This window comes from Amycolatopsis melonis (genome assembly GCF_040064235.1).
GTDB lineage: Bacteria > Actinomycetota > Actinomycetes > Mycobacteriales > Pseudonocardiaceae > Amycolatopsis > Amycolatopsis melonis.
Genome location: NZ_JBDZYD010000006.1, coordinates 140,594 through 159,422, shown reverse-complemented (window position 1 = coordinate 159,422; position 18,829 = coordinate 140,594). Strand labels below are relative to the sequence as shown.

The window sequence follows — 18,829 nt, the reverse complement described above, 5'->3', positions numbered from 1 at the left end:
ACGTCGTTGCTTGATGCAAGTAACGACACGAGCCGGCGATTTAATTCCCTTACCCGGCGAGCCTGCGGACGATGCCGTCGGCCAGCAGCCGTCCGCGGTCGGTCAGCACCGCGCGGCCGCGGGAGTCCAAAGCGGACGCGTCGAGCAGTCCTTCGGCCGCCGCCGCACGGGCTTCGGCGAGCCCGGGCCCGTCCAGCACGTCCAGCGGCAGCCCTTCGGCGACGCGCAGTTCGAGCATGATCCGTTCGAGGTGCTGGTCGTCGTCGGTCAGCACCTCGACCCCGGCCGCCGGTGAGCCGCCTTCGGCCAGGAGCGCGGCGTAGCGCGCCGGGTGCTTGACGTTCCACCAGCGCACCCCGCCGACGTGGCTGTGCGCGCCCGGCCCGGCGCCCCACCAGTCGTCGCCCCGCCAGTAGCCGAGGTTGTGCCGGCAGCGGGCCGCGTCGGAGGCCGCCCAGTTCGACACCTCGTACCAGCGCAGCCCGGCCGCCGAGAGCATCGCGTCGATCATCTCGTAGTCCGCGGCCAGCACGTCGTCGTCCGGCGCGGGCAGCTCGCCGCGGCGCACGCGGCGGGCCAGCGCGGTGCCCTCCTCGACGATCAGCGCGTACGCCGAGACGTGGTCGACGCCCGCGGCGAGCACGGCGTCGAGCGTCGCGCGCAGGTCTTCGGGCCGCTCGCCCGGGGTGCCGTAGATCACGTCGAGGTTCACGTGCTCGAACCCCGCCGCACGCGCCTCGGCGACGGCCTTCCCCGGACGGCCGGGCGTGTGCACGCGGTCGAGGATCTTGAGCACGTGCGACGCGGCCGACTGCATCCCGAGCGAGACCCGGGTGTAGCCGGCTTCCCGGATCCCGGCGAAGAACTCCGGCGACGTCGACTCGGGGTTCGACTCGGTCGTCACCTCGGCGCCCGGCGCGAGCCCGAAGACGTCGCGGACGGCGTCGAGCACCGAGCGGAGGCCGTCCGCGCCGAGCAGCGACGGCGTGCCGCCGCCGACGAACACGGTGTCCGCGGCCGGCGGCACGACCAGCACGCGCGCGGCGAGCTCCAGCTCGCGCCGCAGCCCGTCGAGCCAGGACTGCGGGGACGAGCCGGAGTCGAGCTCACCGGCGGTGTAGGTGTTGAAGTCGCAGTAACCGCAGCGTGTCGCGCAGAACGGGACGTGCACGTACACGCCGAACGCTCTGCTCCCGAGGCCCTTCAGCGCGCTTTCCGGCAGCACCGGATCGATCGGGGTGGCGGGTTCGGGACGCAGCTCGGGCACCCTCCGATTGTCCACCCCGACACGCTCGGTCGTGCCGCGAGGCCGATCGGGTGAACACCTGTTACTCCGCGGGGACGTTGGCGGCCAGCCACGCCGGGTCCGGCGGGATCAGCTCGATGATGTCGAGCAGCACACCCTCGGGAGCGGCGACGTAGAAGTGCCGCTGCCCGTAGACCTCGTCGACGACCGGCGTCACCAGCTCGGCGCCCGCCTCTTCCAGCCGTTGCGCCTCGGCCTTGGCGTCCTCGACGACCAGGCCCAGCAGGACTCCGGCGGTGTCCTGCGCGCGGTAGCCCTCCGGCACCGATTCGTGCCCTCGCTGCACGAAGCTGATCTCGTAGCCGGGCGCCCCGGCGTTGACACTGGCGAACCAGTCCAGTTCGACAGTCACCGGCAGCCCGATGACGTCCGCATAGAAGCGGGTGGTCGCGGCGACGTCGTCGACCAGGTACCCCGCCCCGAACCCCTTGACCTGCATCCCCAAGTTCCTCTCTCGAACCACTTTACTTGTAGCACTATAACCACAGTGGTTTGATAAGTGCAAGAGTGCGGGTTGACACGGTTTCCGCTGGTAAGTGACCCTTCTCCCACCATCCGGGCAGGCCTGGACCACATACTGGACGCGTGGCACGCTGACGTCGTGACTCATGCCGGTGTTCTGCTCGTGGCCCGCCGCCACGTCGACCTCCTGCGGGTCGCCAGCGCCCTCTGCGCACCCGTTCGCTGACTCCCCGACCCGCCACCACCTGCCACGAATTCGGACAGCCGGCGCCGGAGGGCCCCGCGAGCCGGTGCTCCTCCGCTGCCACGAAAGCCTCTCGGAGGACGCCCCCATGGCCACGCCCACGCGCCAGACCCCCGCCCGCCCCGCGCGCGCCAAGCAGAAGCGCGGCGAAGGGCAGTGGGCGCTCGGTTACCGGGAGCCGCTGAACCCGAACGAGCGGTCCAAGAAGGACGACCACCCGCTCAACGTGCGCGCGCGGATCGAGAACATCTACGCCCACCGCGGATTCGACGCGATCGACCCCGGCGACCTGCGCGGCCGCTTCCGCTGGTTCGGCCTCTACACCCAGCGCAAGCCGGGCATCGACGGCGGCCGCACCGCGACGCTGGAGCCCGAAGAGCTGGACGACCGCTACTTCATGCTGCGGGTCCGGCTCGACGGCGGCGCGCTGACCACCGCCCAGCTCACCGTGCTCGGCGAGATCTCGCAGCAGTACGCGCGCGACACCGCCGACATCACCGACCGGCAGAACATCCAGTACCACTGGATCCGGATCGAGGACGTGCCGACGATCTGGGCCAAGCTCGAGAACGCCGGCATGACCACGATGGAGGCCTGCGGCGACAGCCCGCGCGTCATCCTCGGCTCGCCGGTCGCGGGCATCGCCGCGGCCGAGGTGCTCGACGGCACCCCGGCGATCGAGGAGATCAAGCGCCGCTACATCGGCAAGCCGGAGTTCGCGAACCTGCCGCGCAAGTTCAAGACCGCCATCTCCGGCCAGCCGGACGTCGCGCACGAGATCCACGACGTCGCGTTCGTCGGCGTGGACCACCCCGAGCACGGGCCCGGCTTCGACGTCTGGGTCGGCGGCGGCCTGTCCACCAACCCGATGCTCGGCCAGCGCCTCGGCGCCTGGGTGCCGCTGGCCGAGGTCCCCGACGTGTGGGAAGGCGTCATCTCGATCTTCCGCGACTACGGCTACCGGCGGCTGCGCTCGCGCGCCCGTATCAAGTTCCTGGTCAAGGACTGGGGCGCGGAGAAGTTCCGGCAGGTGCTGCAGGACGAGTACCTCAAGCGCGAGCTGCTCGACGGCCCGCCGCCGATCGATCCGGCCGTCCCGATCGACCACGTCGGCGTGCACCCGCAGGTCGACGGCAACTTCTACGTCGGCGCGGCCCCGGTGGCCGGCCGGTCCTCCGGCGGCACGCTCGTCGCCGTCGCCAAGGCCGCCGAGCGGGCCGGGTCCACGCGGGTGCGGCTGACCCCGCAGCAGAAGATCGTCGTGCTCGACGTCCCGCAGGCGCAGGTCGCCACGCTCGAAGCCGAGCTGGCCGAGCTGGGGCTGGAGACGAAGCCGTCGCCGTGGCGGCGCGGCGTGATGGCCTGCACCGGGCTGGAGTTCTGCAAGCTCGCCATCGTCGAGACGAAGGCCCGCGCCCAGCAGCTCGTCGCCGACCTGGAGAAGTCGCTGGCCGACATCCAGGGCGACCTCGACACGCCGGTGACCGTGCACCTCAACGGCTGCCCCAACTCCTGCGCGCGGATCCAGACCGCGGACATCGGCCTCAAGGGCCAGATCGTCACCGACGCCGACGGCAACCAGGTCGAAGGCTTCCAGGTGCACCTCGGCGGCGGCCTCGGCCTCGACGCCGGGTTCGGCCGGAAACTGCGCGGGCACAAGGTGACTTCGGGCGAGCTGACCGGCTACGTCGAGCGGGTCGTGCGCAACTACGTCGCCGGGCGCGAGCCGGGCGAACGGTTCCCGCAGTGGGCCGCGCGCGCCGAGGAAAGCGCCCTCCAGTGACCGACCGAGCAACGCCGTTCTACTGCCCGTATTGCGGTGACGAGGATCTGCGGCCGGAAGAGAACGGCGGCTGGCTGTGTTCGGCCTGTCGCCGGGTTTTCTCGGTCAAGTTCCTCGGCCTGTCCCTTCCGGAGGTTTCCCGATGACCGCCACTGCCGACTACAAGACCCTCGCCGAACGTGCTTCGAAGGAACTCGCGGACGCCACCGCCGAAGAGGCACTGCGCTGGACCGTCGACACGTTCGGCGACGACTTCATCGTCGCGTCGAACATGCAGGACGCCGTGCTCATCGACCTCGCCACGAAGGTGAAGCCCGATGTGGACGTTCTCTTCCTGGAGACCGGCTACCACTTCCCGGAGACGATCGGCACCCGCGACGCGGTGCAGACGGTGTACCCGGACGTGAAGATCGTCAACGCCCAGGCCGCGCAGAGCGTCGCCGAGCAGGACGCCGAGTACGGTCCGAAGCTGCACGAGCGTGACCCGAACCAGTGCTGCTTCCTGCGCAAGGTCGTCCCGCTGCGCAACACCCTGGCGAACTACTCGGCGTGGGTCACCGGCGTCCGCCGGGTGGACGCGCCGACCCGCGCGAACACCCCGATCGTCACCTGGGACGAGCGCAACGGCCTGGTGAAGGTCAACCCCATCGCGGCGTGGACCGACGAGGAGTTCAACGGCTACATCCGCGAGCACGGGATCCTGGAGAACCCGCTGGTCTCGATCGGCTACCTCTCGATCGGCTGCGCGCCCTGCACGGCCCGCGTCGAGCCGGGTGCCGACCCGCGCAGCGGCCGCTGGGCAGGGCAGAGCAAGACCGAGTGCGGACTGCACGGCTGAGGAAGGGACGCATGACGACCTTGGAGCCCGCGACCGATGCGGCACAGGACAACCTCGCGGCACTGGAGTCCGAGGCCATCCACATCTTCCGGGAGGTGGCGGGCGAGTTCGACCGGCCGGTGATCCTCTTCTCCGGCGGCAAGGACTCGACGCTGCTGCTGCACCTGGCGATCAAGGCGTTCTGGCCGGCGCCGGTGCCGTTCCCGCTGCTGCACGTCGACACCGGGCACAACTTCGACGAGGTGATCGAGTTCCGCGACCGCGTCGTCGAACGGCACGGGCTGCGCCTGGTCGTCGCGAAGGTACAGGACTGGATCGACGACGGCCGTCTCGAAGAGCGCGCCGACGGGATGCGCAACCCGCTGCAGACCACGCCACTGCTGGACACCATCGCCGAGCACAAGTTCGACGCCGTCTTCGGCGGCGGCCGCCGCGACGAGGAACGGGCCCGGGCGAAGGAGCGGATCTTCAGCCTGCGCAACGCCTTCGGCCAGTGGGAGCCGCGGCGGCAGCGGCCCGAGCTGTGGAACCTCTACAACGGCAGGCACCGTCCGGGCGAGCAGGTCCGCGTCTTCCCGCTGTCCAACTGGACCGAGGCCGACGTCTGGAACTACATCGCCCGCGAGAAGGTCGAGCTGCCGTCGATCTACTACGCGCACAAGCGGAAGGTGTTCCGCCGCGACGGCATGTGGCTCACCGAAGGCCCGTGGTTCGGCCCGCGGCCGGACGAGGAGATCCACGAGCTGAGCGTGCGCTACCGGACCGTCGGCGACGGCTCGTGCACCGGGGCGGTCGAGTCCACCGCGACCACCGTCGAAGAGGTCATCGCCGAGGTGTCGGCTTCGCGGCTCACCGAGCGCGGGGCCACCCGCGCCGACGACCGGATGTCCGAGGCGGCCATGGAAGACCGCAAGCGTGAGGGGTACTTCTGATGAGTTCGCTGCTGCGCCTGGCCACCGCCGGGAGCGTCGACGACGGCAAGTCCACTTTGGTCGGTCGGCTGCTGTACGACACCAAGTCGGTGCTGGCCGACCAGCTCGACGCCGTCACGCGCGCGTCCGTCGACAAGGGACTGTCCACACCGGACCTGTCGCTGCTGGTCGACGGCCTGCGCTCGGAGCGCGAGCAGGGCATCACCATCGACGTCGCCTACCGCTACTTCGCCACGCCCAAGCGGTCGTTCGTGCTGGCCGACACGCCGGGGCACGTGCAGTACACGCGCAACACGGTGACCGGCGCGTCCACCGCTCAGCTGGCGGTGCTGCTGGTCGACGCACGCAAGGGCGTGGTCGAGCAGACCCGGCGGCACGCGGCCGTGCTGGCCCTGCTCGGCGTCCCGCGGCTGGTGCTGGCGGTGAACAAGATCGACCTGGTCGGCTACGACGAGGCGACGTTCACGGTGATCGCGAAGGAGTTCGCCACGCACGCCGCCTCGCTGGGCTACGAGCAGGGGTCCGTGCTCGCCATCCCGGTGTCCGCGCTGGAGGGCGACAACGTCGCGACGCGCTCGGAGCGGACGCCCTGGTACTCCGGGCCCAGCCTGCTGGAGCACCTGGAGGAGGTGCCGGTCGCGCCCGACCCGCACGACTCGGCGCTGCGGTTCCCGGTGCAGTACGTGATCCGCCCGCGCACGCCGGAATACCCGGACTACCGCGGCTACGCGGGCCAGATCGCGGCGGGCACGGTGCGGCCGGGTGACGAGATCGTCGTGCTGCCGCAGGGCATCCGCAGCCGCGTCGAGCGCATCGACACCGCGGACGGGCCCCTGGCGGAGGCCGGCGCCGGGACGTCGGTGACGCTGCTGCTCACCGACGACATCGACATCTCCCGCGGCGACCTGATCGCCGCCGCGGACGCGCCACCGCAGGTGACCGACGAGATCACCGGCACGCTGTGCTGGCTGTCGTCGAAGCCGCTGAAGGAGGGCGCGCGAGTGCTGGTCAAGCACGGCACGCGCACGGTACAGGCACTGGTCGGCGAGTTGCACGCCCGCTTCGACGAGCAGACACTGTCCAGTGTGGACGCACCGGAGGCACTGGAGCTGAACGACATCGGCCGCGTGACACTGCGGCTGGCCGAGGAGCTGGGCGTCGACGACTACGGCGTCAGCCCGCGCACCGGTGCGTTCCTGGTGATCGACCCGAAGGACGGCGACACGCTGGCGGCGGGCCTGGTGGGTGAGCGCTTCTCGTGACGCCTCCCCTGGTGGCCGTCGCGCACGGCAGCCGTGACCCCCGCTCGGCGGCGACCGTGCGGGCACTCGTCGACGTCGTGCGCGCCCAGGCCCCTGGCGTGGCGGTGTACGAGTCCTTTTTGGACCTCTCGGCACCACTGGTGACCGACGTCCTGCGCGGCCTGTACGCGGACGGCCACCGGACGGCGGTCGTGGTCCCGTTGTTGCTGGGCAGCGCGTTCCACGCGCGGGTGGACCTGCCGGCGTTGGTCTCGGAGGTCGTTGCGGACTGCCCCGGCTTCGTGGTCCGGACGTCGGACGTGCTGGGCGCCGACCCGGCCTTGGAGGCGGTCGCCCTCGACCGGCTGGCGTCCGCGCCCCGCCGCCGCGGCACAGGAGTGCTGCTCAGCGCGGTCGGTTCGTCGAACGCCCAGGCCAACGCGGTGGTGGCGGCGCTGGCCGCACGCTGGGAGCCGAAGCTGGGCCTGCCGGTGAGCGAGGCGTTCGCCAGCGCCACCCAGCCGGACATCCCGGCGGCCGCCGAACGGCTGCGTGCCCGCGGAGTGCGTCACCTCGTGGTGGCGTCGTGGTTCCTGGCCCCGGGCCTCCTGCCCGACCGGATCGCCCGGCTGGCCCGCGAGGCCGACCCGGAGGCGTTCATCGCGGAGCCGCTGGCGGACGACCCCCGCGTCGCGGACGTCATCGTGGCGCGATACGCCACCGCGGTGTCCGGCCTGCTGCGCGCGAGCCAGCCCGCCTGACCGCGGCTCCGCTCGCTTCGGCCTGAAGCGCCCCAAATGTGGCCTTGGGTGCGCTCAACGCACCCAAGGCGGCCTTCGGTGCGCCCAACGCACCGAAGGCCACCTTGGGGCGCTCGGCACCAGACTCAGCCGGCGGCCACGATCCGCCACCGCTGGTTCGTGCTGCTGCTCCCGTCGTACTGGCCGACGTCCGCGCCACTCGTGGTGCGGCCCATGCCGTCCAGGTACTCGCCCGTGGCGCCGTTGCGGATCCGGACGTTGTCCGCGTCGGTCACCACCGACCACTGCTGGCTGGAACTCCCGCTCCCGGCCGACTGGCTGACCGCGGAGCCGTTGGCCGTGCGGCCCGCGCCGTCGAGGTAAAGGCCCGTCGCGCGGTTCTTGATGCGGACCTTGTTGCCGGAGTTCTCGATCACCCACTGCTGGTCGTACCGGCCCGGGTCGCCGCTCGCCTGCCCCGCGCTGGCGCCGGACGTGCGGCCCATGCCGTCGATGTACAGGCCGGTCGCCGCGTTGACGATCCGGACGTACGTGCCGCCGCCGTTGCCCACTCCCCACGCGTACTGCAGCCGCGTCAGGCCGGTGGGGTTCGTCAGGGTCAGCTGGGTGCCCGACCGCGTCGTCATGCTGTACCAGTCGCCGTCGCGCAGGCCCGGCCAGTACACGCTGCCCATGCCGAGGCTCCGCAGCTTCGCGCTGACGCCGCGGACGTAGTCGGCGAAGAACGATCCGCTCGGGATGCTGTAGTCGATCGTGTTGTAGTGGACGCCGTTCTTGCTGCCCGGCGACATCGGGCCGCCCCACTCGGTCGCGATCGTGCGGTCGGCGTACGCGCCGATGTAGCCGCCGATGTGGTCGGCCCACTCCGTTTCGCTTTCGTAGCCCGCGAAGAACGAGTAGTCGTGCACCGCCAGCAGCGTGCCGTCGAGCCGGTGGTCGCCGCCGACCGCGGGGACGTTCTGGGCGAGACCGGCGCCGTCGAGGATGACCCGGCCGCGCGGCACGCTCGGGTAGCGGGCCAGCCAGGCGTTGTAGAAGTTGTTGAGGTCACCGGTGCCGTAGCCGTGCGGCTCGTTGATGACCTCGAAGTAGGCGTTCGGGTTGCTGCCGTACTTCGCGACCACCCGGTCCCACATCTGCTGGAACCGGGCCGTGTCCTGCGGCTTCCCGCCGGTGTAGGCCCAGTACGCCAGGATCACCTTGCCCTTGCCGAGCGCGGCGTCGATCGCCCCGGTGTAGGTGTTCCAGTAGCCGGACACCGTGGGCTCGTTGATCGGCATCCGGACCGTGTTGGCGCCGGTGATCGAGTACAGCTGCCCGACCACCTGGTTCGCCGTGGCGGCGGCCGAGGAGTAGGTGTCCGCGGACGTCAGCCCGGACACGTACAGCACGCCGTTGACGAAGTTGTCACGCGCGTCGGCCCAGTTGACGCCCCGGAACCCCGCGGTCGACGCCTGTGCCTGCGGCGGGACGCCCGCCAGCAGCCCGCCGGCGAGCGCGAACAGCGCGAGCAGCCTGAACACCTTCGACAGCCATCTCATCGGCGTATCCTTCCGACCGAAAGTCCTCCGGGTGACACAGGTAACAGAAGCGGCCTGAGCTGCCCAGACTTCCGAACCGAATCGATCGGAAACGCTCTGAAACGCGCATCGCCGACGCCGGGTTCCGCCCGTAGGGTGGCCGCATGGGGAACTTCGAACTCGCTCAGGTCAACATCAGCCGCATGAAGGCACCGCTCGACGACGCGTCGTTCCGCGACTTCGTCGCAGCGCTGGATCCGGTGAACGCACTGGCCGACACCGCACCCGGGTTCGTCTGGCGGCTGCAGACCGAAGACGGCGACGCCACCTCGATCCGCGCGTTCGAGTGGGACGTGCGCGGGACGTCCGGCATCCTGACCAACATGTCCGTGTGGACGTCGGTGGAGGCGCTCGCGGACTTCGTCTACTCCGGTGAGCACCTGGCGATCCTGAAGCGGCGCCGCGCGTGGTTCCACCACGTGCGCGAGGCGATGACGGCGCTGTGGTGGGTCCCGGCGGGCCACCGGCCGGCCGTCGCGGAGGCCGAGGAGAAGATCAAGCACCTGCGCGTCCACGGCCCGACACCCGCGGCCTTCACGCTGAAGCAGCACTTCACGCCGGTCGCGGAGGCCCGCGAGGGCGACCCCGGCTGGCTGTGCCCCGCGTAACACCGGTGGCGTGCGGGGAGTGTGCAAGGGTGTCGGGCATGGCTGACGAACTGGTGCACTACGACGTGGTGGGCGGCACCGCCACGATCACCCTGGACTCCCCGCACAACCGCAACGCGCTGTCGGCGCAGCTGCGCCGCGAGCTGTCGTCCGCGCTGGACTCGGCGGCCGCCGACGACGCCGTGCGGGTGATCGTGCTGACCCACACCGGCCCGGTGTTCTGCGCGGGCATGGACCTCAAGGAGGCCCGCGGCGCCGGCGCGGGCGACCAGGGCGTCAACGAGTTCCCGCGCATCCTCGAGCAGCTGTGGACCAGCCCGAAGCCGGTGGTGGCCCGCCTGGCGGGCCCGGCCCGCGCGGGCGGCATCGGCATGGTGGCGGCGTGCGACATCGCGGTGGCGGTCCCGGAAGCGACGTTCGCCTTCTCCGAGGTCCGCATCGGCGTGGTCCCGGCCATCATCTCGCTGACGGTCCTCCCCCGCCTCACCCCCCGAGCGGCCCACGAGCTGTTCCTGACCGGCGACACGTTCGACGCACGCCGCGCGGTGGAGATCGGCCTGCTGAACTCGGCGGTCCCGGCTGCGGAACTGGACGCGGAGGTCGCCCGCTACGTCAAGTCCCTGGCGGCGGGCGGCCCGAAGGCACTGGCCGAGACGAAGGCCCTGCTGAGCCGTCCCCGCCCGGCCACGCCCTCGGACGGCTTCGCGGAAATGCTGGCCCTGTCGGCGAAGTTCTTCGCCAGTGAGGAAGGCCAGGAGGGCATCCTGGCCTTCGCCCAGAAGCGCAAGCCGAACTGGGTCCCGCAGGACTGAAAGCGGGTCAGGCCGGGACGCGGGCCTGCTTCCGCGGCAGCAACGCGAGCAGGCCCGTCACCCCGCCGCATGCCGCGGCGACCACGTACACCGGCGTCAAACCTCCTGACTGGTAAGCGATCCCGAGCACCGCGACCCCCAGCGTCTGCCCGAACTGGCGTGTCGTCGTGAGAATCCCCGCGGCCATCCCGGCCCGTCCCGGTGGGGCCGCCGCCGCGATCGCCGTGCCCGTTGCCGGACCCGCGATGCCGATGCCGATTCCCGTCACCGCCAGCCCGAGCGCGATCCCCGGCACCGACGGGCGGCCCAGCTGCAGCACGCAGCCCAGCGCGCCCAGCAGCACTCCGCTGCCCAGCAGCACCCGCGGCGGGAAGCGGTGCAGGGCCTTGCCCAGGAACGTCGACGTCAGGAACGACGCCACGGCCAGCGGTGCCATCGCCAGCCCGGCCGCGACCGGGCCGAGTGCCGGGCCCGTCTGCAGCCACAGCGAGACGTAGACCAGCGCCGCGAACGTCAGGGTCGACGCCGCCGCGCACGCCACCAGTGCCGTGAACCCGCCGTCGCGGAACAACCCCAGGTCCAGCAACGGCTGGGGGCGACGCCGCTCGGTCCGCACGAAGCCGGTGAACGCAACCACCGACACCGCCAGTGCCGCCCACGTCATCGGGGACGTCCAGACACCGAGGGTCAGGCCGTGCACCAGGCTCGCCGCCCCGGCCGCGAACCACGCCGCCCCCGCGAAGTCGAACCGGCCCCGGCGTGCCGGGGTGTCCGGCCGCACGGCGACCCGGGCGAACGCCGCGGTCACCGCCGCCACCGGCACGTTGAGGAAGAAGATCGCCGGCCAGCCCAGGTACTCGGTGAGCACACCGCCGACCAGCGGACCCGCCGCCGCACCGAGGCCGTTGACCGCGAAGAACACGCTGATCGCCGTCCCGCGGTCCGGCCCGTCGTACGCCGCGGCCAGGATCGCGAAGCCGGTCACCGCCAGTGCCGCACCTCCGGCCGCCTGCACCCCGCGGGCGGCGATCAGCGTCCCGATGTCCGGGGCCAGCCCGCAGGCCAGCGACGCCAGGCCGAACACGGCCAGCCCGGTCAGGAACACCCGGCGCAGGCCCCAGCGATCGGCCAGTGACCCAGCCGCGAGCATCAGCACCGCCAGGAGCAGTGTGTAGATGTCGGGCACCCACTGCAGCTGCCCGACCGGCGCCGCCAGCTCGGCGCCGATCCGCGGCAGCGCCACCGTGACGACGGTGGTGTCCAGCAGGAACAGGAACGAGCCCGCACACACGGCGAGCAACGGCCACCATTTACGCATCGAATCTCCCTTCGTGTGCCCCGAAGGGTGCGGCCGCGGCGCCGATCACCGCCAGGAAGATCGCCAGATCTGCCGGATACCGTCATCGAATACGCTTGACGCATGGAAACCGTCAGCCTGGACGACGTCGACCGCGGGCTCGTGCACGCCCTGCAGATCGACGGCCGGGCCCCGCTGCGCACTCTCGGCGAGGTCCTCGGCGTCTCCGAGAACACCGTCGCCCGGCGCTACCAGCGCCTGCGCGCCGCCGGAGTCCTCCGCGTCACCGGCGCGGTCAGCGGCGGCGACGCCGGCTACACGACGTGGACGCTGCGGCTGCGCACGACACCGGACGCCGGGGCCGCCGTCGCGGACGCGCTCGCCGACCGCGCCGACGTCTCCTGGGTACACCTGCTCTCCGGCGGCACCGAGATCTCCTGCACCGTGCACGCCCCCGACACGGCCGGCCGCGACGACCTGCTGCTGCACAAGCTGCCGCGGGCGAGCCGCGTCACGGCCGTCTCCGCGCACGAGCTGCTGCACACCTTCGCGCTCCCGGACGGCTGGAGCGGGCTGCACTGCCTGTCCCCCGAGCAGGTCGCGCGGCTGCGCCCGCCCGCTCCCGAAGGCACCGGGCTCGCGCCGGAGCCGGAAGACCATGCACTCTTCGACGCCCTCGCCCAGGACGGCCGGGCGAGCTACACCGCGCTGGCGAAAGCGACCGGCTGGTCCGACTCGACCGTGCGGCGCCGGATGGACCTGCTGCGGCGGCACGGGACGCTGACCTACCACCTCGACCTCTCCCCGGCCCGGCTCGGCTTCCGGTCCGAGACCCGGCTGTGGCTGACCGTCTCGCCCGCGCACCTGGCCTCGGCGGGTGCGGCGCTGGCGAGCCACCCCGAGACGTCGTTCGCCGTCGCCACCACCGGCACGACGAACCTCACGGCCATGGTCAACTGCCGCGACGGGCGCGACCTCTACCGCTACCTCACCGATCGCGTCGCCGGGATCCCGGGCGTGCAGACGCTCGAAAGCGCGCCGGTGATCCGCACGGTCAAGCGTGCGGGGACGCCGCTCAGGCGTCCGGCAGGACGACCGTGAGCCGCCAGGAGCCGGTGCCCGGGCCGAGTGCGCGCTGCGCGTCGGAGAGCACGCTGCGGATCGCCAGGTACGTCTTCGGCTCGGCCCTGCGCAGCTCCTCCGAGCCCGGCCAGATCAGCACGTGCTCGCCCGGCGGCAGCCACGACAGGTCGGTCAGGCAGTCGTAGAGCGCGTCGAGGTTGTGCCCGAAGTAGTCCGGAAAGGACAGTGCTTCGGCGAACGCGGTGAGCGTGCTGGCCTTGTCGACGGTCGGGCGCGAGTTGACCAGGTGCGGGTACGCGCCCCGCGCGAAGGCCGCTTCCGCGGCGGCCTTCGCCTGCTCCGGCGCGCTCATCGGGCCGGGTCCACGACGACGAAGGACGCGTAGTGGTCGCCGGTGTAGTACAGCTCGTGCGCCTGCCCGGTGATCAGCCGCCGCGCGCCGCGGTCGGGACTGCCGGGCGTCTTGACCGTGTACTCGTGGTAGTAGCCGGACTTCTTGGCGGGCAGGCGTTTCTCGCGGTTTTCGAACACGACGTCGTCGTTGCGCGGGTAGGGGTACGGCCCGCCCTTCTCGATCAGCTTCCACGTGTCGGCCGCCTGCGGCGGCAGCGCGGAAAGCGCCTTCACCGGCAGCCCGGAGTCGGCGCCCGGCACGGCGGCGCCGCCCTTGGCGGGTGCACTGGCCGAGGTGCTCGGCCCGGGCGACGACGGCGAGCCGTCGCTGAGGACGTCCTTGACCAGCCAGCCCCCCAGCACCAGCACGAGGAGCCCGATCAGCGCGGCGGTGATCCGCCTTCGGTTGAACATGGTGCGCGAGCCTATGCCGACCCGTCGGGCCGGTCGTCGTCACTCCCCGGGGTCAGCCGCCGGGCGAAGAGCCCGACGAGCTTGTCGAGCACCCACGCGGCGGCCAGGCACAGCGGCACGACGACCACCATGACCAGCACGAACTGGACCGGGAACCACGCCTGGGCAAGCCACAGCTCGACCCCGTCCCACCAGTCGGCAAGCCCGTTGAACACGGTGTGAGCCTACGCGCGCTCTGCTGCCCCCGCGCTCCAGGGGCGGTACGTTGCAGGGCATGTTCGCCGTGTACGCGCAGGAACCCAACGCCGACAGCCCGCTGGACTCGCTCGTCGTGGGCGAGCGCCCCGAACCCGACGTGCCCGACGGCTGGGTCCGCGTGCACGTCAAGGCGGCCAGCCTGAACATGCACGACCTCTGGACGCTGCGCGGGGTCGGGATCAAGCCGGAGCAGTTCCCGATGATCCTCGGCTGCGACGGCGCGGGCACCCTCGACGACGGCTCCGAGGTCGTCATCCACTCGGTGATCAACGCGCCGGGCTGGCAGGGCGACGACACCCTCGACCCGAAGCGCACGCTGCTCACCGAGAAGTACCAGGGCACCTTCGCCGACCAGGTCGTCGTGCCCGCGCGCAACGTCGTCCCGAAGCCGGCCGCGCTGAGCTTCGCCGAAGCCGCGACCATGGGCACGGCCTGGCTGACCGCCTACCGGATGCTGTTCGTGAAGTCGGGGCTGCGGCCGGGCCAGACGATGCTGGTGCAGGGTGCCTCCGGCGGCGTCTCGACGGCGCTGGTGCAGCTCGGCCGCGCGGCCGGGTTCCGGGTCTGGGTGACCGGCCGGACCGAGGAGAAGCGCGCGCTCGCGGCGAGCCTCGGCGCGCACGAGACGTTCGAGTCGGGCGCGCGGCTGCCCGAGCGCGTCGACGCGGTGTTCGAGACCGTCGGCAAGGCGACCTGGTCGCATTCGGTCAAGTCCCTCAAGCCGGGCGGCATCATCGTGGTCTCCGGCTCGACCAGCGGCCCGGACGCACATGCCGAGCTGCAGCGGGTGTTCTTCCTCCAGCTGCGCGTCGCCGGCTCGACCATGGGCACCCGCGACGAGCTGGCGGACCTGCTCGCCTACCTCGACCTGACCGGCGTCCGGCCGCAGATCGGCGCGGAACTTACTTTCGCCGAGGCGCCGAAGGGGTTCCAGGCGATGCTCGACGGCGACACCGCGGGCAAGATCGTCTTCACCCGCTAGACCCCCGCTGCGCTGTGCGGATCGGAGATTCCGCACAGCGCGCACCGGTTTTCCGCATCCGGTGAACATTTTGCGTACCCACTTCGAGACAAGGTCGTTAGCACCGGAATTCGACCAATTCTCCACGCCGGGCCGCTAATCTGGAGACATGACCGCGACGCAGCGGCCCGCACCGGCGGTACCGGGCGGCCGGCCCAGTGACCCGATCCGGGTCTCCTTCCGGCGTTACGCCGGCGTCCGCACCCGTGTCCTCGAGGTCGGCGAACCCGCCCAGGATCCGGAGCTGCCCCGCCGCTCGCTGCGCCGCCGGGCCGCACCCGCCCGGCCCACCGCACCGCGGCTGGTGCTGCTGCACGGCTACTGCGACAGCGCCGACACGTGGCGCCCCGCCCTCGAACAGCTCGCGACCGCCGGGATTCCGGCGGTCGCGGTCGATCTGCCCGGCTTCGGGGACGCCCAGCCGCTGCGCCCCGGGCCGATGCTGCCGCAGCTCGACGCGTTCACCGCTGCCGTCGTCCGCGAACAGGCAGTGCTCGGCTCGGTCGTGCTGGCAGGCAACTCCCTCGGCGGCACGATGAGCCTGCGCGCGGCCCAGAACAGCCGGCTGCCGATCTCGGGTGTGGTGTCCATCGCCGCGCCGGGGTTCGTCGACTCGTGGCTGATCCGCACGGTGGCGCGCTACCCGCTGCCGCTGCGGCTGTACTCGTCGCTGCCGGTCCCGGTGCCGGGTTTCCTGGTGCGCAAGGTCGCCGAGCAGGTCGTCCCGCGGCTGCTCTACGCCGACTCGGGCGCGGCCGACGCGTCGCAGGTGCAGCGGTTCACCGCGCTCTTCCCGGACTACCGCGCGACCAAGACCCGCCTGGAACAGGCCCGCCAGCTCGTCGCCGAGCTGGCCGACGCCTACCGCCTCGACTCGGTCAAGGTGCCGCTGCTGGTCGTCGCCTGCGGCAAGGACAAGCTCGTCACCGCCGCGTCCGGGCGGCAGCTGCACACGCTGGTGCCGCACAGCAGGCTGCTGGTCCGTGAGGACTGGGGGCACTGCCCGCAGCTGGACGACCCGGTGGAGATCGCCGAGCTGCTCGGCTTCTTCGCGGCGAGCGCGGTCCGGACCACGCAGGCCAGGCGGGCCGCCGCGACGGCACCGCGGGCCGTGCGCGAGGACACCGCGGCGGGCTGACGAAACTCACGCTGTGCCGACGCCCGGTTGCCGGTAGGTTCCCGCGGTGGGCCCGCGATCCGGGCCTTTCCACCGACCGTTGGGGAGACGACGATGTCCGCACCTGAGGGCCTGGGCGCGAGCTCCGGCATCTTCCGGCGCAAGCCGATCGACCAGATCTCCGACCCCGGCGAAAGCGGCCTGAAACGCACGCTCGGGCTGTGGCAGCTGACCGCCATCGGCATCGGCGGCATCATCGGCGCCGGCATCTTCGCCCTCGCCGGCAGCGTCGCGCACGGCGACCCGGCGGCAGGCATCCCCGGCGTCGGCCCGGCCGTGCTCATCTCCTTCCTGATCGCCGGTGTCGCCAGCGCCGCGGCCGCGTTCTCCTACGCCGAGTTCGCCGGCCTGATCCCGAAGGCGGGCTCGGCCTACACCTACGGCTACGCGGTCCTCGGCGAGGTCGTCGGCTGGTTCATCGGCTGGGACCTGCTGCTGGAGTACACCGCGATCGTGTCGGTGGTGGCGATCGGCATCTCCGGCTACTTCAACTTCCTGCTCGGCCAGCTCGGCCTCGACCTGCCGGCGTGGATGCTCGGCGCGCCCGGCACCGGGCCGGGCCACAAGGTCGACCTGTTCGCCGCGCTGCTGTGCCTGCTGATCGCGTACCTGCTCAACCGCGGCATCCGCAGCGCCGCCCGTTTCGAGACGGCGATGGTCGGGCTCAAGGTCCTCATCGTGCTGGTCGTGGTGCTCGTCGGCTTCTTCTACGTCAAGACCGGCAACTACACGCCGTTCGCCCCGGCCGGCTTCGGCGGCGCGGTGACCGGCGCGGCGACGGTGTTCTTCGCCGTCTTCGGCTACGACGCGATGTCGACCGCCGCCGAGGAGTCCAAGGACGCGCAGCGGCACATGCCCAAGGCGATCCTCTACTCGCTGGCCATCTCGATGGTGCTGTACGTGCTGGCCTGCCTGGTGCTGACCGGCATGCAGAACTACACCGAGATCGACCCGAAGAGCGGCTTCTCCTCGGCGTTCAAATCCGTCGGCCTCGACGGGCTGGCCACGGTGATCGCGATCGGCGCGATCGTCGGCATCCTCACCGTGCTGTTCACGTTCCTGATGGGCGCCACCCGCGTCGGCTACTCGATGAGCCGCGACGGGCTGCTGCCGCCGTGGCTGGGCAAGACGAACCCGAAGCGCCAGGTGCCGAGCCGGATGACCTGGATCCTCGGCGGCGCGTCGGCGATCATCGCCGGGCTGCTGCCCATCGCCGAGGCCGCGGAGCTGACCAACATCGGCATCCTGCTGGCGTTCGTGGTCGTCTGCGTCGCCGTGATCGTGCTGCGCTACAAGCGCCCCGACCTGCCGCGGACGTTCAAGACGCCGGGCATGCCGGCGGTGCCGGCGATCGGCGTGGTGTTCTCGATCTGGCTGATCACGTTCCTGCAGCCGGCGACCTGGCTGCGGTTCGCGGTCTGGTTCGTCCTCGGCATGATCGTCTACTTCGCCTACAGCAGGCGGCACTCGGTGCTCAACCGCACCGGCGGCTAGCGGAACCGGTCGAGGCGCGCGGCGGCTTCGCGTGCCTCGACCTTCAGCCGTTCCAGGATGACCGCGGCCGAGGCGTCGTAGCCGAGCGGGTAGGTCTGGCCCGCCCACAGCGACATCGCCTCGGGGTCACCGGCCTTCGCCGACGCCTTGCGCACCGGGCCGCCGAGGTGGTTCAGCTGCGGATACGCCGCGGGCGCGCCGTCGGACAGCTCGGCCATGAACCGGTTGACCAGCCCGCGCGCGGGGCGGCCGCTGAAGGCGCGGGTGAAGGCCGTCTCGCGCTCGGCCAGCGCCAGTGCCTTGCGGTGGGCCTCCGCGGTGCCCGCCTCGTCGGCGCGCAGGAAGACCGTGCCCAGCTGGGCGGCCACGGCCCCGGCGGCGAGCACGGCGGCGACGTCACCGCCGTGCACCAGCCCGCCGGCGGCGATCAGCGGCAGGTCGACCCGGGCGGCGACGAGCCGCAGCAGGGCCAGGACGCCGTATTCGGCGCCGCCGCCGGGCAGGGCGGGATCGTCGGTGAACAGGCTCCGGTGCCCGCCCGCTTCGAAGCCCTGCACGACGAGGGCGTCGGCACCGAGATCGGCGGCCCGCTGCGCGGCCTCCGGCGTCGTCACGGTGACGACCACCTTGCTCCCGGACTCCTTGAGGCGCAGCACCTCCGACGGCGACGGCGGCCCGAAGGTGAACGACACCACCGGCACCCGCTTCTCCAGCACGACGTCCAGCTTCGCCGGATAGGCGTCGTCGTCCCACTTCGGCTCGCCCAGCTCGACGTCGTAGTGGTCGGCGAAGGCCTGCAACCGCGCGCGGTGGGCCGAAACGTCGGCCCCGGTGTCCGGCTGCGGGACGAAGAGGTTGACCCCGAACGGCCGTCCGGTCAGCTCCCGGGTCCGGTCGATCTGCGCGGCCAGCGCGGCGGGCGTGAGCATGCCGGCGGCGAGAAATCCGAAGCCCCCGGCTTCGCTCACGGCGGCGGTCAGTTCCGGGGTGGTCGGCCCGCCTGCCATCGGCGCGGCGACGATGGGAAAGGTCAGCTCGTCGAACATGCCCGCGAGCGTAGTCCCGCGGCCCGCCACCCGCTTTGGTCTAGACCATGACGGGAGAAAATGCGACGATCCGGGCAGG

The 18,829-nt window shown here is 71.7% G+C and carries 21 protein-coding genes; 13 read left to right on the top strand and 8 right to left on the bottom strand.

Going from position 1 to position 18,829, the window contains the following annotated elements; translation table 11 throughout:
- Nucleotides 1–49: 49 nt before the first annotated feature.
- Complete coding sequence (hemW, locus tag ABJI51_RS17625) at nucleotides 50–1,267, bottom strand: radical SAM family heme chaperone HemW (protein WP_348952114.1); 1,218 nt, start codon at nucleotides 1,265–1,267, stop codon at nucleotides 50–52.
- 61 nt (nucleotides 1,268–1,328) lie between these two features.
- Nucleotides 1,329–1,745 (bottom strand): VOC family protein, encoded by a 417-nt coding sequence (locus tag ABJI51_RS17620; protein WP_348952113.1) that lies wholly within the window; start codon nucleotides 1,743–1,745, stop codon nucleotides 1,329–1,331.
- Nucleotides 1,746–1,805: 60 nt separating this feature from the next.
- On the opposite strand from ABJI51_RS17620, the gene ABJI51_RS43580 reads away from it, so the two are divergent.
- The 7 genes from ABJI51_RS43580 to ABJI51_RS17590 all read left to right on the top strand — a co-directional run bounded on the left by ABJI51_RS43580 (nucleotide 1,806) and on the right by ABJI51_RS17590 (nucleotide 7,567).
- Nucleotides 1,806–1,994: a putative leader peptide gene (locus ABJI51_RS43580; protein WP_431605624.1), complete on the top strand. Its 189-nt coding sequence runs from the start codon at nucleotides 1,806–1,808 to the stop codon at nucleotides 1,992–1,994.
- Between the two features lie 106 nt (nucleotides 1,995–2,100).
- A complete protein-coding gene (locus ABJI51_RS17615; RefSeq protein ID WP_348952112.1) occupies nucleotides 2,101–3,795 on the top strand; it encodes a nitrite/sulfite reductase in 1,695 nt (564 codons plus the stop codon).
- Complete coding sequence (locus ABJI51_RS17610) at nucleotides 3,792–3,941, top strand: Insertion element protein (RefSeq protein WP_348952111.1); 150 nt, start codon at nucleotides 3,792–3,794, stop codon at nucleotides 3,939–3,941. Before ABJI51_RS17615 ends, ABJI51_RS17610 begins: the two co-directional genes overlap by 4 nt.
- Nucleotides 3,938–4,633, top strand: coding sequence for a phosphoadenylyl-sulfate reductase (locus ABJI51_RS17605; protein WP_348952110.1), 696 nt, complete (start codon nucleotides 3,938–3,940; stop codon nucleotides 4,631–4,633). The genes ABJI51_RS17610 and ABJI51_RS17605 overlap by 4 nt, the downstream gene beginning before the upstream one ends.
- Nucleotides 4,634–4,644: 11 nt before the next feature.
- The gene (gene cysD, locus ABJI51_RS17600) at nucleotides 4,645–5,565 is read left to right on the top strand and encodes a sulfate adenylyltransferase subunit CysD (protein WP_072477477.1); all 921 of its coding nucleotides are present in this window, start codon (nucleotides 4,645–4,647) and stop codon (nucleotides 5,563–5,565) included.
- Complete coding sequence (locus ABJI51_RS17595) at nucleotides 5,565–6,827, top strand: sulfate adenylyltransferase subunit 1 (protein ID WP_348952109.1); 1,263 nt, start codon at nucleotides 5,565–5,567, stop codon at nucleotides 6,825–6,827. The genes cysD and ABJI51_RS17595 overlap by 1 nt, the downstream gene beginning before the upstream one ends.
- A complete protein-coding gene (locus tag ABJI51_RS17590) occupies nucleotides 6,824–7,567 on the top strand; it encodes a sirohydrochlorin chelatase (RefSeq protein ID WP_348952108.1) in 744 nt (247 codons plus the stop codon). Before ABJI51_RS17595 ends, ABJI51_RS17590 begins: the two co-directional genes overlap by 4 nt.
- A 125-nt stretch (nucleotides 7,568–7,692) precedes the next feature.
- On the opposite strand, the gene ABJI51_RS17585 is transcribed toward ABJI51_RS17590, so the two are convergent.
- Complete coding sequence (locus tag ABJI51_RS17585) at nucleotides 7,693–9,108, bottom strand: RICIN domain-containing protein (protein ID WP_348952107.1); 1,416 nt, start codon at nucleotides 9,106–9,108, stop codon at nucleotides 7,693–7,695.
- Between the two features lie 143 nt (nucleotides 9,109–9,251).
- Here ABJI51_RS17585 and ABJI51_RS17580 point away from each other — a divergent pair, with 143 nt between their 5' ends.
- Both ABJI51_RS17580 and ABJI51_RS17575 read left to right on the top strand, forming a co-directional pair.
- Nucleotides 9,252–9,755 carry a DUF3291 domain-containing protein gene (locus ABJI51_RS17580; RefSeq protein ID WP_348952106.1) on the top strand — a complete coding sequence of 168 codons (504 nt, stop codon included), beginning with the start codon at nucleotides 9,252–9,254 and terminating at the stop codon, nucleotides 9,753–9,755.
- Between the two features lie 38 nt (nucleotides 9,756–9,793).
- Nucleotides 9,794–10,567, top strand: coding sequence for an enoyl-CoA hydratase family protein (locus ABJI51_RS17575; RefSeq protein WP_348952105.1), 774 nt, complete (start codon nucleotides 9,794–9,796; stop codon nucleotides 10,565–10,567).
- Between the two features lie 7 nt (nucleotides 10,568–10,574).
- On the opposite strand, the gene ABJI51_RS17570 is transcribed toward ABJI51_RS17575, so the two are convergent.
- The gene (locus ABJI51_RS17570; protein ID WP_348952104.1) at nucleotides 10,575–11,885 is read right to left on the bottom strand and encodes an MFS transporter; all 1,311 of its coding nucleotides are present in this window, start codon (nucleotides 11,883–11,885) and stop codon (nucleotides 10,575–10,577) included.
- 102 nt (nucleotides 11,886–11,987) lie between these two features.
- Here ABJI51_RS17570 and ABJI51_RS17565 point away from each other — a divergent pair, with 102 nt between their 5' ends.
- Nucleotides 11,988–12,965 carry an Lrp/AsnC family transcriptional regulator gene (locus ABJI51_RS17565; protein WP_348952103.1) on the top strand — a complete coding sequence of 326 codons (978 nt, stop codon included), beginning with the start codon at nucleotides 11,988–11,990 and terminating at the stop codon, nucleotides 12,963–12,965.
- On the opposite strand, the gene ABJI51_RS17560 is transcribed toward ABJI51_RS17565, so the two are convergent.
- Genes ABJI51_RS17560 through ABJI51_RS17550 form a run of 3 tightly spaced genes read right to left on the bottom strand, consistent with a single transcriptional unit; the run spans nucleotide 12,940 to nucleotide 13,969 of the window.
- Nucleotides 12,940–13,299 carry a barstar family protein gene (locus tag ABJI51_RS17560; RefSeq protein ID WP_348952102.1) on the bottom strand — a complete coding sequence of 120 codons (360 nt, stop codon included), beginning with the start codon at nucleotides 13,297–13,299 and terminating at the stop codon, nucleotides 12,940–12,942. The genes ABJI51_RS17565 and ABJI51_RS17560 overlap by 26 nt on opposite strands.
- On the bottom strand, nucleotides 13,296–13,754 hold the full coding sequence (locus tag ABJI51_RS17555; RefSeq protein WP_348952101.1) for a guanyl-specific ribonuclease: 459 nt from the start codon (nucleotides 13,752–13,754) through the stop codon (nucleotides 13,296–13,298). The genes ABJI51_RS17560 and ABJI51_RS17555 overlap by 4 nt, the downstream gene beginning before the upstream one ends.
- An 11-nt stretch (nucleotides 13,755–13,765) precedes the next feature.
- On the bottom strand, nucleotides 13,766–13,969 hold the full coding sequence (locus ABJI51_RS17550) for a hypothetical protein (RefSeq protein WP_348952100.1): 204 nt from the start codon (nucleotides 13,967–13,969) through the stop codon (nucleotides 13,766–13,768).
- 59 nt (nucleotides 13,970–14,028) lie between these two features.
- Here ABJI51_RS17550 and ABJI51_RS17545 point away from each other — a divergent pair, with 59 nt between their 5' ends.
- The 3 genes from ABJI51_RS17545 to ABJI51_RS17535 all read left to right on the top strand — a co-directional run bounded on the left by ABJI51_RS17545 (nucleotide 14,029) and on the right by ABJI51_RS17535 (nucleotide 17,704).
- Nucleotides 14,029–14,994 (top strand): quinone oxidoreductase family protein, encoded by a 966-nt coding sequence (locus tag ABJI51_RS17545; protein ID WP_348952099.1) that lies wholly within the window; start codon nucleotides 14,029–14,031, stop codon nucleotides 14,992–14,994.
- A 148-nt stretch (nucleotides 14,995–15,142) separates the two neighbouring features.
- Entirely contained in the window at nucleotides 15,143–16,171 is a 1,029-nt protein-coding gene (locus ABJI51_RS17540) for an alpha/beta fold hydrolase (protein ID WP_348952098.1), read from the top strand.
- Nucleotides 16,172–16,264: 93 nt separating this feature from the next.
- Complete coding sequence (locus tag ABJI51_RS17535) at nucleotides 16,265–17,704, top strand: amino acid permease (protein WP_348952097.1); 1,440 nt, start codon at nucleotides 16,265–16,267, stop codon at nucleotides 17,702–17,704.
- Here the strand turns inward: ABJI51_RS17535 and ABJI51_RS17530 are convergent.
- Entirely contained in the window at nucleotides 17,701–18,750 is a 1,050-nt protein-coding gene (locus ABJI51_RS17530; RefSeq protein WP_348952096.1) for an NAD(P)H-dependent flavin oxidoreductase, read from the bottom strand. The genes ABJI51_RS17535 and ABJI51_RS17530 overlap by 4 nt on opposite strands.
- Between the last annotated feature and the right edge of the window lie 79 nt (nucleotides 18,751–18,829).